At 59.3% G+C, this 13,179-nt stretch carries 9 protein-coding genes and 3 pseudogenes; 8 read left to right on the forward strand and 4 right to left on the reverse strand.

Features of this window, described 5'->3' with window-relative positions; all coding sequences use genetic code 11:
• Positions 1–20: 20 nt before the first annotated feature.
• The 3 genes from ybiX (at position 21) to ybiJ (ending at position 1,579) form a co-directional block, all read left to right on the forward strand.
• Positions 21–698, forward strand: a complete 678-nt coding sequence (gene ybiX, locus ABOC21_RS16800) for a PKHD-type hydroxylase YbiX (RefSeq protein WP_426815365.1) — start codon at positions 21–23, stop codon at positions 696–698.
• A 68-nt stretch (positions 699–766) separates the two neighbouring features.
• Positions 767–1,033, forward strand: a complete 267-nt coding sequence (locus tag ABOC21_RS16805) for a DksA/TraR family C4-type zinc finger protein (RefSeq protein ID WP_426815366.1) — start codon at positions 767–769, stop codon at positions 1,031–1,033.
• 285 nt (positions 1,034–1,318) lie between these two features.
• Positions 1,319–1,579, forward strand: coding sequence for a DUF1471 family protein YbiJ (gene ybiJ, locus ABOC21_RS16810; RefSeq protein WP_095095340.1), 261 nt, complete (start codon positions 1,319–1,321; stop codon positions 1,577–1,579).
• Between the two features lie 248 nt (positions 1,580–1,827).
• On the opposite strand, the pseudogene ybiB reads toward ybiJ, so the two are convergent.
• The 3 genes and pseudogenes from ybiB to rhlE form a co-directional block, all read right to left on the reverse strand.
• Positions 1,828–2,798 (reverse strand): annotated as a pseudogene (gene ybiB / locus ABOC21_RS16815) (DNA-binding protein YbiB).
• Positions 2,799–2,923: 125 nt separating this feature from the next.
• Positions 2,924–5,068 (reverse strand): ATP-dependent DNA helicase DinG, encoded by a 2,145-nt coding sequence (gene dinG / locus ABOC21_RS16820; protein ID WP_426815367.1) that lies wholly within the window; start codon positions 5,066–5,068, stop codon positions 2,924–2,926.
• 206 nt (positions 5,069–5,274) lie between these two features.
• A complete protein-coding gene (gene rhlE / locus ABOC21_RS16825; protein ID WP_426815368.1) occupies positions 5,275–6,618 on the reverse strand; it encodes an ATP-dependent RNA helicase RhlE in 1,344 nt (447 codons plus the stop codon).
• Positions 6,619–6,878: 260 nt separating this feature from the next.
• On the opposite strand from rhlE, the gene cecR reads away from it, so the two are divergent.
• The 5 genes and pseudogenes from cecR (at position 6,879) to ABOC21_RS16850 (ending at position 12,571) form a co-directional block, all read left to right on the forward strand.
• On the forward strand, positions 6,879–7,556 hold the full coding sequence (gene cecR / locus ABOC21_RS16830; RefSeq protein WP_426815369.1) for a transcriptional regulator CecR: 678 nt from the start codon (positions 6,879–6,881) through the stop codon (positions 7,554–7,556).
• Positions 7,553–8,549, forward strand: a pseudogene (gene hlyD / locus ABOC21_RS16835) (secretion protein HlyD). The gene cecR and the pseudogene hlyD overlap by 4 nt, the downstream one beginning before the upstream one ends.
• Positions 8,542–10,283, forward strand: a pseudogene (locus ABOC21_RS16840) (ATP-binding cassette domain-containing protein). The pseudogenes hlyD and ABOC21_RS16840 overlap by 8 nt, the downstream one beginning before the upstream one ends.
• A 1-nt stretch (position 10,284) precedes the next feature.
• Positions 10,285–11,406 (forward strand): ABC transporter permease, encoded by a 1,122-nt coding sequence (locus tag ABOC21_RS16845; RefSeq protein ID WP_426815516.1) that lies wholly within the window; start codon positions 10,285–10,287, stop codon positions 11,404–11,406.
• Between the two features lie 58 nt (positions 11,407–11,464).
• On the forward strand, positions 11,465–12,571 hold the full coding sequence (locus tag ABOC21_RS16850; protein ID WP_426815370.1) for an ABC transporter permease: 1,107 nt from the start codon (positions 11,465–11,467) through the stop codon (positions 12,569–12,571).
• Positions 12,572–12,634: 63 nt separating this feature from the next.
• Here the strand turns inward: ABOC21_RS16850 and ABOC21_RS16855 are convergent, their stop codons facing one another.
• Complete coding sequence (locus ABOC21_RS16855) at positions 12,635–13,069, reverse strand: YbhQ family protein (RefSeq protein ID WP_426815371.1); 435 nt, start codon at positions 13,067–13,069, stop codon at positions 12,635–12,637.
• Positions 13,070–13,179 lie beyond the last annotated feature (110 nt).

Raw genomic sequence — 13,179 nt, forward strand, 5'->3', positions numbered from 1 at the left:
TTTTCTCAGGAGAGACAACGATGATGTACCATATCCCCGCCGTTCTCAGCCCGCAGGAAGTTGATGATTTTCGCGCGCAGCTGCAGCAGGCCGAGTGGGTGGACGGACGCGCTACCACCGGCGATCAGGGCGCGCAGGTGAAAAAGAATCAGCAGGTCGATACCCGCAGTCCGCTGTACGGCGAACTGCAGAACAGGGTCCTTGCGGCGCTCAACCACAGCTCGCTGTTCTTTGCCGCGGCGCTGCCCAAAAGCCTTTCCAGCCCGCTGTTTAACCGCTATCAGCAGAGCGAAACCTACGGTTTTCACGTTGACGGCGCGGTGCGCAGTCAGGCCCAGGGCGGCTGGATGCGTACCGACCTTTCCGCCACTTTGTTTCTGAGCGAGCCGGAGAGCTATGAAGGCGGTGAGCTGGTGGTCAACGACACCTATGGCCAGCATTCGGTCAAGCTGCCGGCGGGCGATCTGGTGCTCTATCCGTCAAGCAGCCTGCACTGCGTGACGCCGGTTACCCGGGGCGTGCGCGTGGCCTCTTTCCTGTGGATCCAGTCCATGATCCGCGATGACAAACGCCGCGGCATGCTGTTCGAGCTGGACCGCAATATTCAGACCCTGAAGAGCCGCCACGGCGAGAGTGATGAAGTGCTATCGCTGCTTAACCTGTACCACAACCTGCTGCGGGACTGGTCGGAAATCTGATCCTTGTCTGGCCCATTTTTACCCCCATCTTCTCTATACTGACAGTAACAATAGCGAGGAGGTGCAGCATGGCATCAGGGTGGGCAAATGATGACGCGGTGCAGCAGCAGATCGACAGCACCATTGACGACGCGGTGGCGCGGGCGAGAAGCGAGCTACCGGCCGGCGAGAGCCACAAATTTTGTGATGAATGCGGAGAGCCGATTCCGGAGGCCCGACGCAGGGCGATCCCTGGGGTCAGGTTCTGCGTGAAGTGTCAGCAGGATAAAGACTTACATAACAATACATTTTCAGGATATAATCGGCGTGGCTCCAAGGATAGCCAGCTACGTTGACCTTCCTTTACCGTTCATTACCACAGATCGCGTTATCTTTTCGCGCACGTTTTTTGGCGAATAAAGTAGCAAAATGTGCCCTGAAAGCCCGTAGAACTCCGCGGCTGAATCCGCCGCCCCGTTTCTTATAAATAATTTATTAATAATCAATAAATTAATAATCATTCAAAAAATTCGATGGAGACTGTTAATTTCCTTCGATTTTATATCTCGCAAAAAAACGTGATACTTATCACATCGACGGAACATCGTCACCTTAACAGAATAACCTGCGAGAAATTAACTATGAAAACCATCAAATATGCTGCTGCCGCTATCGCCCTGTCCGCTCTGTCCTTTGGCGCTTTCGCCGCTCAGTCTGTAACCCCGTCTCAGGCGGAAAGCATGAATAAAATCGGCGTCGTTTCTGCGGAAGGCGCAACGACTCTGGATGGCCTGGAAGCCAAACTGGCTGCTAAAGCGGATGCCGCTGGCGCAACGGGTTACAGCATCACCTCCGCTAACACCAACAACAAAGTTAGCGGTACCGCGGTTATCTATAAATAATCGCCGCCCGACCCTGTAATGCCACTGTATTACCCCTGAAATACCCTTTAATACCCTTGTTTTGCCCGTCCGCGCCACCGGACGGGCTTTTTTTTGATTTTTTTCGAGGCCGAGTGACGACTTCAGGCGGCGGTTTTGCGCAGCCTTAGTCCGCGATTAGCTTCTGTACATGCTCGGGTAGAAGGAACGTTCCATTCACTATTACCCCGCGCTCCTCGCTGATTCCGGCTGCGAGTGAGCGGCCCGCGCTACCAGCGTTGCGCCACCTTAGCCAGCCCCTCGTCCAGGGATCCAGCCTCTCCGGTCGCCAGCAGGCAGCACGCCAGTCTGAATTCGCAGCGGCTGCGGCAATGGCTCAAGCCCCGCCGCGCAGCGCTCAATCCAGCGCGCGGTCACCGCCGGATCTTTTGACTCCGGCAGCGCCGTCGCCTGTGTCGGGGCATCATTCTGCCGCTCGTACAGCGTCCGCGTTCCGCTCTCATCAATCAGGCTAATTTGCGGACAGCGCTGCGGATTGGCATAGACTTCGCCTTCAGTACCGTGCATCAGCAGCGCCCGACCACCGGTTTCGCTAAAGAATTTTGCCACCCTGCCGATGTATTCCGGATGCGACACGCTCGACAACCGCAAAGCCGCATCTTCCGCAAACGGCGTCGCCAGCTTGGCCAGGGTATGCGCGCTGTTGCGCACGCCCAGCCGCCAGCGCAGAGCCAGTCTGCTTCTCCAGCGGCGGACAGAGAACGCCAACCGGGACGTAGACCGGCTCGTGACCGTCCAGACGCGCCTGTGCCTGGCCGCCGTGCTGCGTAATCGGGATCCCCATCAGCGTAAAAATCGTCTCCGTCAGCACCCGGGTTGGATCGTGGCTGACGCCGTGCACCAGCACCGGGAAGCCGAGCTGATGCAGCAGGACGGCAAGCAGCGGCGTCAGGTTGGCCTGCTTACGCGCGCCGTTATAGCTCGGGATCACAATCGGCATCGGCCGCGCTACCGGCGGCGTCAGGCGCAGAGTGTGCTGCTGCATCGCCTCATAGAAGCCCTTCATTTCCGCTTCGCCTTCGCCCTTAATACGCAGGGCAATCAGGATCGCGCCGAGCTCAAGCTCCGCAACCTCACCGCTTAACATTCGCACGTACAGCGCGCGGGCGGTCTCCACATCCAGGTCGCGGGCGTGATTTTTCCCTCGTCCGACTTCTTTAATGATCTTGGTGTAATCCATCGAAGATTCCTCTTATCCGCCCTGCTTCACGCGATACGCAGATTGCCGCCGTATTCTTCCGGCAACCCGTCACCGACGGCGTGAAGGAGGAGGAGTCGTGCTGCTCACATTGCCGACCTGCGCCGCTAGCGACGTTTGCGACGCGTCTGTTTTGTTTTACTTTTTACTATAACCTCCGGGACGGCAGGCTGCTCTATCGGAAACACGGGTAATGCATTCAGTAAACGCTTGCCGTAATTTTTGGTCAACAAACGCTTATCGTAAATCACCACCTCCCCCCAGCAGCCGTGGCTGCGGATCAGGCGGCCGACCTGCTGAATCAGGTTGAAAGAGGCGCTCGGCAGGCTTTGCACTTCGAAGGGGTAGCGGTTCAGGCTTTTAAGCCACTCGCCTTCGGTGATCACCACCGGGCTGTCGATCGGCGGGAAGGCAATTTTGTGAATATGCACCTGACTCAGCAGCTCGCCCTTGAGATCCAGCCCCTCGGCGAACGACTGCAGCCCGACCAGCACGCTACGTTCGCCGCTCTCCACCTTTTTACGATGCAGTTCCACCAGCCGATAGCGGGGCTTATCGCCCTGCACCAGCAGCATCAGGCGCAGATCGGCGACGTACTCGAGAAAACGCTGCATCGCCCGCCCGCTGGCAAACAGCACCAGCATCCCGAGGTGCTTTTTGCTCTCGACGTGCTCGCGAAAGCAGGCCGCCATTTCGGCAATATGCTGCTCTTCGTTGTCGATGACCGGCTCATAGCGCATCTGCGGGATGATAATTTTTCCCTGCTCGACGTGGTTAAAGGGGGAATCCAGGGCGACGAAGCGATCGCCGGCCTTCTCCTTGAGGCCGCTCATCTCCTGCAGGCGAGAAAAGCTGTTCAGCGAGCGCAGGGTGGCGGAAGTGACGACAATATGCGGCACGCTGCGCCACAGCAGCCTTTCCAGCTGTTCACTGACGCGGATCCCGACGCAGTGGAACCAGATATGCGCCTGGCCGTCGCGCAGAACGCGGGAGGCCCATTTAGTGACCGGCGCGCCGGATGACTGCGCCAGCGACGCCAGCCGCCACAGCTTGCTCTGGCTTTCAAACATGCCCAGCGCGCGGTTCATTTGCAGCAGCACCCGGTGCAGGCGAACCACGTCATGGCTGCCGGTTTTTTCGCTGAGATCGTTCAGAAACAGCTCCGCCAGGCCGCGCAGCGTCTCGGTCAGTTTGGCCAGCCGCTGGCAGATATCCATCACCTCCTGCGGCAGCTCCCCCATCGGGAAGCGGTACTCGGCTTCCTGACCGGCGGGCATGTAGAGATTCAGAATATTATTCAGCGCAGAGATAAGCTCGGACAGCTCCTCGCAGTGGGCGCTCAGGCGCTCGGGGTTCGCCAGCGGCGGCGTCGTTTTGGGACGAAACTGCTCCATACAGGTCGCCACCAGGCGGGTGAAAAGATCGAGCTGTAGCCGATACCAGGGAGCGGTAATCTCGGCGCTCATCTCCAGCGCATCCCGGGCGACGTCGGGCAGATGGTGGCCCTCATCGAGCACCAGCAGCAGATTTTTCGGCTCCGGCAGCACCGCTTCGCTCTCCATCGCCGCCATCACCAGCGCGTGGTTGGCCACCACCACTTCGGCCTCCTGAATCTCACGCCGGGCGACAAAGAACGGGCATTCGCGGTAGTAGTGGCAGTTGCGGTTCAGGCAGCTTGCCTTATCGGTGCTCAAGCGGCCCCACAGCGCGTCATCGATGGTCTTATCGCTATGATCGCGCAGGCCGTCCCATCTGTAGCTATCAAGATCGCCCTTCAGCGTGGCGCACAGCTTCTGCTCCGCCTGATTATTCGGCGTAAGCTCGTCGTCAAGAAACGCCAGCAGGTCCTGCTGCGTCGGCTCGGTGCTGGCCAGCGCGTTGAGGTTACGCGGGCAAACGTAGCGCCCGCGGCCAAAGGCGGCGGTAAAGCGCAGATCGGGAATAATTTTACGCAGCAGCGGCAGGTCTTTGCTGAAGATCTGGTCCTGCAGGGCAACGTTGGCGGTGCTGACCACCAGCGTTTTTTGCTCTTCGCGGGCAATGGCGATACCGGGAATCAGGTACGACAGGGTTTTCCCGACGCCGGTCGGCGCCTCAATCGCCAGGTGCCTTCCCTCTTCCCCGGCGAGCGTTTTCGCCACGTCAGCAATCATCTGCCGCTGCGGAGTACGGGGAATAAAGTCAGGAATCTGTTCCTGGAGCGCCTTATACCAGGCGGCGATTTGCGTTTTTAGCGCAGTGGTCAAAGCCATGAGAAAACCTGAATACTGTATAAACAGCCACTATTGTGACACTTTTTGCCTGGCTGGAGGAATTTCTTTCTGCGCAAACGGGGATCGTACTCGAGGTTTAGCATCAGGCGGGGAGTTCCGGGCGGGAAGTCCCACCCGGAGAATCAAACCTGCATCCGCGGGCAGCGCCGGGCTGCCGCAGGGATAGCAGGTTTGCGGAAGTGCTGTTACTCAGCGGCCGCCGGCTTGCGCGAGCGACGACGCTGCGGTTTGCCGTCCTGAGTCCGCGCTTTCGGCGCGTCACCGTCGCTGCGGCGCGGCGAAGAGTGCTGACCGCGACCCTGGCTCTGACCGCCGCGACCCTGACTCTGGCCGCGACCGCCGCCACCGCGCTGCTGGCGACCGTTCTGAATCGGCTCGGCTTTGATGGACGGATCCGGCTCATAGCCGGCCACGCTGATGCGAGGGATCTCTTTTTTCAGCAGACGCTCGATGTCGTGCAGCAGCTTATGCTCATCAACGCAGACCAGCGACAGCGCTTCGCCGGTAGCGGCGGCGCGGCCGGTACGGCCGATGCGGTGGACATAATCTTCCGGCACGTTCGGCAGCTCATAGTTCACCACGTGCGGCAGCTCTTCAATATCAAGGCCGCGCGCGGCAATATCGGTCGCCACCAGCACGCGAATACCGCCGGATTTAAAATCAGCTAACGCGCGGGTACGCGCGCCCTGGCTTTTGTTGCCGTGGATAGCGGCGCTACGAATGCCGTCTTTGTTTAGCTGTTCCGCCAGGTGGTTGGCGCCATGCTTGGTGCGGGTAAAGACCAGCACCTGCTGCCAGTTGCCTTCGCCGATCATCTGCGACAGCAGCTCGCGCTTGCGCTTCTTATCGACGAAATGCACGTACTGGCTTACCTGCTCGGAGGCCGTGTTGCGCCGGGCAACTTCGATTTCCAGCGGGTTATGCAGCAGCTTTTCCGCCAGCGATTTAATCTCGTCGGAGAAGGTTGCCGAGAACAGCAGGTTCTGGCGTTTCGCCGGCAGCTTCGCCAGCACGCGGCGAATATCATGGATAAAGCCCATATCCAGCATCCGGTCGGCTTCATCCAGCACCAGCACTTCAACCTTATCCAGGCTGACGGCGTTCTGATGTTCCAGATCCAGCAGACGACCCGGCGTTGCCACCAGGATATCGACGCCGCTGCGCAGCTTCATCATCTGCGGGTTAATGCTCACCCCGCCGAACACCACCAGCGAGCGGACGTTCAGATACTTGCTGTAATCCCGGACGTTTTCGCCAATCTGAGCGGCCAGCTCACGGGTTGGGGTGAGGATCAGCGCGCGCACCGGGCGACGGCCCTTCGCGTGCGGTTCTTGCTGGGTCAGATGCTGAAGCAGCGGCAGGGTAAAGCCCGCCGTTTTGCCGGTGCCGGTCTGGGCGCTGGCCATCAGATCGCGCCCCTGCAACACCGCAGGGATCGCCTGCTGCTGAATGGGGGTTGGCTCAACATAACCCTGTTCGGCAACAGCGCGCAGGATTTCAGGATTCAGGCCAAGGGAATCAAAAGACATAACAACTCCAAACCGCCCCGGCCTTATGCAGGCGTAGTTTTCGGGGAGATTATTGCGAAAGAGATGGCAAAAACCACAATGCCATGAAGGGGCGCAGTCTAGCAGGTTTTGTGACGTATCGCATAAAATATCCCCGCGGGGGTTTTTCTGCGAAAGCAATCCCGGCCGATCGACCAGCAAAAGAGTCTTCACCATTGTGGACAGTTCCGCGAATTGGTCATACTCTTAATCAATCGATTGATTAATTTTTTTCAGGTGCGATGAATACCACTCCCGCGACCAGCAAAGGCGAACAGGCAAAAAGCCAGTTGATTAGCGCCGCCATCGCCCAGTTTGGCGAATATGGCCTGCATGCCACCACCCGCGACATTGCCGCCCTCGCCGGGCAAAATATCGCCGCAATCCCCTACTACTTCGGCTCAAAAGACGATCTCTATCTCGCCTGCGCCCAGTGGATAGCCGACTTTATCGGCCACAACTTTCGCCCCCACGCCGAAGCGGCGGAGCGGCTGCTTGCCGAGCCGCACCCGGATAAAGAGGCCATGCGGACGCTGATCCTCGGCGCCTGCCGCAATATGATCCTGCTGCTGACCCAGGATGACACGGTAAACCTGAGCAAATTTATCTCCCGGGAGCAGCTGTCGCCCACCCCGGCGTACCAGTTGATCCATGATCAGGTGATCGCTCCGCTGCACCGCTATCTGACGCGCTTAATCGCCGCCTTTACCGGACTCGAGGCGGACGACACACGAATGATCCTGCATACCCACGCCCTGCTGGGGGAGATCCTCGCCTTTCGCCTCGGGCGAGAAACCATTTTGCTGCGCACCGGATGGACGCAGTTTGATACCGAAAAAACCGAGCAAATTTATCAGGTTATTACCTGCCATATTGATTTCGTTCTGCAAGGGTTATCGCAAAGGAGTTTGGGATCATGAAAAAACCGCTCATCGTCGTCCTGGTGGTGCTGCTGCTGATCGTTGCTATGGGCGGCGGCTGGTGGTGGTATCAAAGCAGCCAGCAGAAGGGGCTGACCCTGTATGGCAACGTCGATATTCGTACCGTGAATATGAGCTTTCGCGTCGGCGGACGGCTGGCCTCGCTAAGCGTGGACGAGGGCGATGCTATCAAGGCCGGGCAAACCCTGGGCCAGCTCGACCGCGCCCCTTACGAAAACGCGCTGCAGCAGGCGCAGGCCAACGTCTCAACCGCCCAGGCGCAGTATGACCTGATGATGGCCGGCTACCGGGCGGAAGAGGTTGCCCAGGCCGCGGCGGCGGTCAACCAGGCGCAGGCCGCCTATGAATACGCGCAGAACTTCTACCAGCGTCAGCTGGGGCTGCGCAAAAACAGCGCCATTTCCGTCAACGATCTCGACAACGCGCGCTCCGCCCGTGACCAGGCCCAGGCTACGCTGAAATCGGCGCAGGATAAGCTGCGCCAGTATCGCGCGGGTAATCGTCCGCAGGAGATCGCCCAGGCCAAAGCCAGCCTGGAACAGGCGCAGGCCGCCTTAGCGCAGGCGCAGGCTCGATCTGCACGATACCACGCTGGCCGCGCCTTCCGACGGCACGCTGATGACCCGCGCCGTTGAGCCGGGCAGCATGCTCAGCGCCGGGGCGACCGTCATGACGCTGTCGTTAACCCGCCCGGTATGGGTTCGCGCCTACATTGATGAAAAGAACCTCGGCAACGCGCAGCCCGGACGCGAAGTGCTGCTGTATACCGATAGCCGTCCCAATCAGCCCTGGCACGGCAGGATTGGCTTCGTCTCGCCCACGGCTGAATTTACGCCGAAGACCGTAGAAACGCCGGACCTGCGAACCGACCTGGTGTACCGCCTGCGTATCGTGGTAACCGATGCCGACGACTCCCTGCGCCAGGGGATGCCGGTCACCGTCGCCTTCAGCAGCGGAAACGGACATGAGTGAGGAGCTTATCACCCTCGACGGGCTGAGCCGCAGCTTCGCCGGCATGACGCGACCCGCCGTCGCCCCGCTCAGCCTGCACCGTGCGCTCCGGCTACGTCACCGGCCTGGTCGGCCCCGACGGCGCGGGGAAAACCACCCTGATGCGCATGCTCGCCGGGCTGCTCAAGGCGGATAGCGGCAGCGCCAGGGTAATCGGCTTCGATCCGATTGCCGACGATAGCGCCCTGCACGCGGTGCTCGGCTACATGCCGCAAAAGTTCGGCCTGTATGAAGACCTGACGGTCATGGAGAATCTGACGCTGTATGCCGATCTGCGCAGCGTGACCGGCGAAGCGCGGCGGAAGATTTTCGACCGCCTGCTCGAATTTACCTCCCTCGGCCCCTTCACCGGGCGGCTGGCCGGTAAGCTCTCCGGCGGGATGAAGCAGAAGCTGGGGCTGGCCTGTACGTTAGTCGGCGAACCGAAGGTGCTGCTGCTCGACGAACCGGGCGTCGGCGTGGACCCCATTTCGCGCCGCGAGCTGTGGCAAATGGTCCACGAGCTTGCGGGAGACGGAATGCTGATCCTCTGGAGCACATCGTACCTTGATGAAGCGGAGCAGTGCCGCGAGGTGCTGCTGATGAACGAAGGCCAGTCTGCTGTATCAGGCAGAGCCCCGTTCCCTGACCCAAACGATGGCCGGCCGCAGCTTTTTGGTCTCCAGCCGCGAAGAGAACAACCGCCGCCTTCTGCAGCGGGCGCTGAAGCTGCCGCAAATCAGCGACGGCGTGATTCAGGGCAAATCGGTGCGTCTGATCCTTAGGAAGGAGGCCGGCATTGATGAGCTGCGCAATCACGCCAGCCTGCCGCCGCTGGAGATCGCCGAAACCGCGCCGCGCTTTGAGGATGCGTTTATTGACCTGCTGGGCGGCGCCGGTACTGCGGAATCGCCGCTGGGGGCGATTATTCACAGCGTCGAAGGCTCCCATGATGAAACGGTGATCGAAGCGCAAACCTTAACCAAAAAATTCGCCGATTTCGCCGCCACCGACCACGTTGATTTCAAGGTTAAGCGCGGGGAAATTTTCGGCCTCCTCGGCCCTAACGGCGCGGGCAAATCGACCACCTTTAAAATGATGTGCGGCCTGCTGGTGCCAACCTCCGGTAAAGCGCTGGTGCTGGGTATGGATCTGAAGCTCAGCTCCGGCAAGGCGCGCCAGCATCTCGGCTATATGGCGCAGAAGTTCTCGCTATACGGCAACCTGAGCGTGGAGCAAAATCTGCGCTTTTTCTCCGGCGTTTACGGCCTGCGCGGCCGGCTACAGGACGAAAAAATCGAGCGCATGAGCGAAGCCTTCGGCCTGAAGGAGATCGCCGGCCACGCCGCCGACGAACTGCCGCTGGGCTACAAGCAGCGGCTGGCCCTGGCCTGCTCGCTGATGCACGAGCCGGATATCCTGTTTCTCGATGAGCCCACCTCCGGCGTCGATCCCCTCACCCGCCGTGAATTCTGGCTGCATATCAATAGCATGGTGGATAAAGGGGTGACGGTGATGGTTACCACCCACTTTATGGACGAGGCCGAATACTGCGACCGGATCGGCCTGGTCTATCGCGGCAAGCTTATCGCCAGCGGCACGCCGGATGCGCTAAAGGCGCTGGCGGCTAACGATGAGCAGCCGGACCCCACCATGGAGCAGGCGTTTATCACCCTGATTCACGACTGGGATAAGGAGAATAGCAGTGAGCGCTAAAATGCTGTCATGGCGGCGCGTGCGCGCCCTGTGCGTCAAAGAGACGCGGCAGATCGTGCGCGATCCCAGCAGTTGGCTGATTGCGGTGGTGATCCCGCTGCTGCTGCTGTTTATCTTTGGCTACGGCATCAATCTTGACTCCAGCCGGCTGCGGGTCGGCGTGCTGCTGGAGCAGCAGAGCGAAGAGGCGCTGGATTTCGTCCACACCATGACCGGTTCGCCCTATATCGACGCCACCATCAGCGATAACCGCCAGCAGCTGATTCAGCTTATGCAGGCCGGGCGGATCCGCGCGCTGGTGACCATCCCGGTGGATTTTGACCAGAAGATGGCCCGCCCCGGCGACGACGCCCCCATTCAGCTCATTACCGACGGCAGCGAGCCCAATACCGCTAACTTCGCCCAGGGCTATATCGAAGGTATCTGGCAGATCTGGCAGCAGCAGCGGGCGGAGGATCGCGGTGAAACCTTCGAGCCGCTGATTGACGTGCAGACCCGCTACTGGTTTAACCCGGCGGCGATCAGCCAGCATTTTATTATTCCCGGCGCGATCACCATCATTATGACGGTGATTGGGGCGATCCTCACCTCGCTGGTTATCGCCCGCGAGTGGGAGCGCGGCACTATGGAGGCGCTGCTCTCCACCGAAATTACCCGCGTCGAACTGCTGCTGTGTAAGCTGATCCCCTACTATTTTCTCGGCATGCTGGCGATGCTGCTGTGCATGCTGGTGGCGGTGTTTATTCTCAATGTGCCCTACCGCGGCTCGCTGGTGATTCTGTTTTTCATCACCAGCCTGTTTTTGCTCAGCACCCTCGGGATGGGGCTGCTGATTTCGACCATTACCCGCAACCAGTTTAACGCCGCCCAGGTGGCGCTCAACGCCGCCTTTCTGCCGTCGATTATGCTGTCCGGATTTATTTTCCAGATCGACAGCATGCCGGCGATAATCCGCGCGGTGACCTACGTCATTCCGGCGCGCTATTTTGTCAGCACCCTGCAAAGTCTGTTTCTGGCGGGCAATATTCCGGTGGTGCTGCTGGTAAATCTGATGTTTCTGATCGCCTCGGCGGCGATGTTTATCGGCCTGACGTGGCTGAAAACCAAACGGCGCTTAGATTAGGGCATTAGCCACTCCCCTACGGTCGCTATCCGGGGGCAGCGTAAAGAGAGAACTGAAGATGTTTCATCGCTTATGGACGTTGATTCGCAAAGAACTACAATCGCTGCTGCGCGAGCCGCAGACGCGGGCGATTTTGATTATGCCGGTGCTGATTCAGGTGCTGCTGTTCCCCTTCGCCGCGACCCTGGAGGTAACCAACGCCACCATCGCTATCTATAACGAAGATAATGGCAGGCACGCGGTTGAGCTGACGCAGCGTTTTGCCCGCGCCAGGGCGTTCACCCATATCCTGATCCTCAAAAGCCCGCAGGAGATCCAGCCCACGATTGATGAACAGAAGGCGCTGCTGCTGATCCGCTTCCCGGCGGATTTCTCGCGCAACCTCGATAGCTATCGGACCGCCCCGCTCCAGCTGCTGCTGGACGGCCGCAACTCAAACAGCGCGCAAATCGCCGCCAACTACCTGCAGCAAATCGTCAAAGAGTATCAGCAGGAGCTGCTGGAGGGGAAAGCGAAGCCCAACAACAGCGAGCTGGTCGTACGCAACTGGTATAACCCCAACCTCGACTATAAGTGGTTCGTGGTGCCGTCGCTGATCGCCATGATCACCACTATCGGCGTGATGATCGTCACTTCGCTATCGGTTGCCCGCGAGCGCGAACAGGGGACCCTCGATCAGCTGCTGGTTTCGCCGCTGGCGACCTGGCAAATTTTCGTCGGCAAAGCGATACCGGCGCTGATCGTTGCCACCCTGCAGGCCAGCATCGTGCTGGGAGTCGGGATCTGGGCCTATCAGATCCCCTTCGCCGGCTCGCTGCTGCTGTTCTACTTTACGATGCTGATTTACGGGCTTTCGCTGGTGGGATTTGGCCTGCTGATTTCGTCGCTGTGCTCGACTCAGCAGCAGGCGTTTATTGGCGTATTTGTCTTTATGATGCCGGCAATCCTGCTCTCCGGCTACGTTTCACCGGTAGAAAACATGCCGCAATGGCTGCAGGACGTGACGTGGATAAACCCCATTCGTCATTTTACCGATATTACCAAGCAGATTTATTTGAAGGACGCGAGTCTGGAAATCGTGTGGGGAAGTTTGTGGCCGCTACTGGTCATAGCGGCCACCACGGGGTCAGCGGCGTATGCGATGTTCCGCAGAAAAATCGCCTGATCCCCGCCATTGCTCAGGCTGCCTCGGCGTTAGCCTGCCCTTTCTTTGCCCCCGGTCACATAGCTATCTATGCTTCGGGGGGTTCGCGGCGCTGCCGCCCTGATGCAACCCAAACTTAGAGTAGCGGTTTTTATCTTTCGCCAGCAGCGATACCACCGCCGGACCGGCCAGAATAACCAGCCCGGCAAGCGCCAGCAGCAGGTTATTGTGCAGCACCCGCGACAGCAGCCACAGTACGATAACCGCCACGCCAAAGTACCAGGTGGTGGTGAGCTCCTCAAGGAAATCACCGACATCGCGCCAGCGCTCTTCGTGGTGACGCTGTAAAAACAGCATCGACAGTAGCGTCACGCCGTACAGCACGCACAGCCCTAATCCGACGCGAACCAGCGCGCCGCTCATCCAACCCATCACCAGTACTGCCACGACCAGTAGATGCAACATAATCTGCCAGCAACTGAGGCCAGTTGCGACGCGTACACGTTGTTGCCACTTCATGGCTTCTCTCCTGAAGGATCTTTATCTGTAACTCAGAGTACCGCACTTTACGGAAAATTCCGTATCACCGCATCTTTTTGTGACAACTACTACACTATTTCATTCAGGAA

The organism is Klebsiella sp. WOUb02, assembly GCF_050058015.1.
Lineage (GTDB): Bacteria > Pseudomonadota > Gammaproteobacteria > Enterobacterales > Enterobacteriaceae > Klebsiella.

Bases quoted from the DNA above. Each gene is read 5' to 3' on its own strand.
- ybiX (WP_426815365.1), top strand. From the start codon at position 21: ATGATGTACCATATCCCCGCCGTTCTCAGCCCGCAGGAAGTTGATGAT.
- ABOC21_RS16805 (WP_426815366.1), top strand. From the start codon at position 767: ATGGCATCAGGGTGGGCAAATGATGACGCGGTGCAGCAGCAGATCGAC.
- ybiJ (WP_095095340.1), top strand. From the start codon at position 1,319: ATGAAAACCATCAAATATGCTGCTGCCGCTATCGCCCTGTCCGCTCTG.
- dinG (WP_426815367.1), bottom strand. From the start codon at position 5,068: ATGGCTTTGACCACTGCGCTAAAAACGCAAATCGCCGCCTGGTATAAG.
- rhlE (WP_426815368.1), bottom strand. From the start codon at position 6,618: ATGTCTTTTGATTCCCTTGGCCTGAATCCTGAAATCCTGCGCGCTGTT.
- cecR (WP_426815369.1), top strand. From the start codon at position 6,879: ATGAATACCACTCCCGCGACCAGCAAAGGCGAACAGGCAAAAAGCCAG.
- ABOC21_RS16845 (WP_426815516.1), top strand. From the start codon at position 10,285: ATGCTGTCATGGCGGCGCGTGCGCGCCCTGTGCGTCAAAGAGACGCGG.
- ABOC21_RS16850 (WP_426815370.1), top strand. From the start codon at position 11,465: ATGTTTCATCGCTTATGGACGTTGATTCGCAAAGAACTACAATCGCTG.
- ABOC21_RS16855 (WP_426815371.1), bottom strand. From the start codon at position 13,069: ATGAAGTGGCAACAACGTGTACGCGTCGCAACTGGCCTCAGTTGCTGG.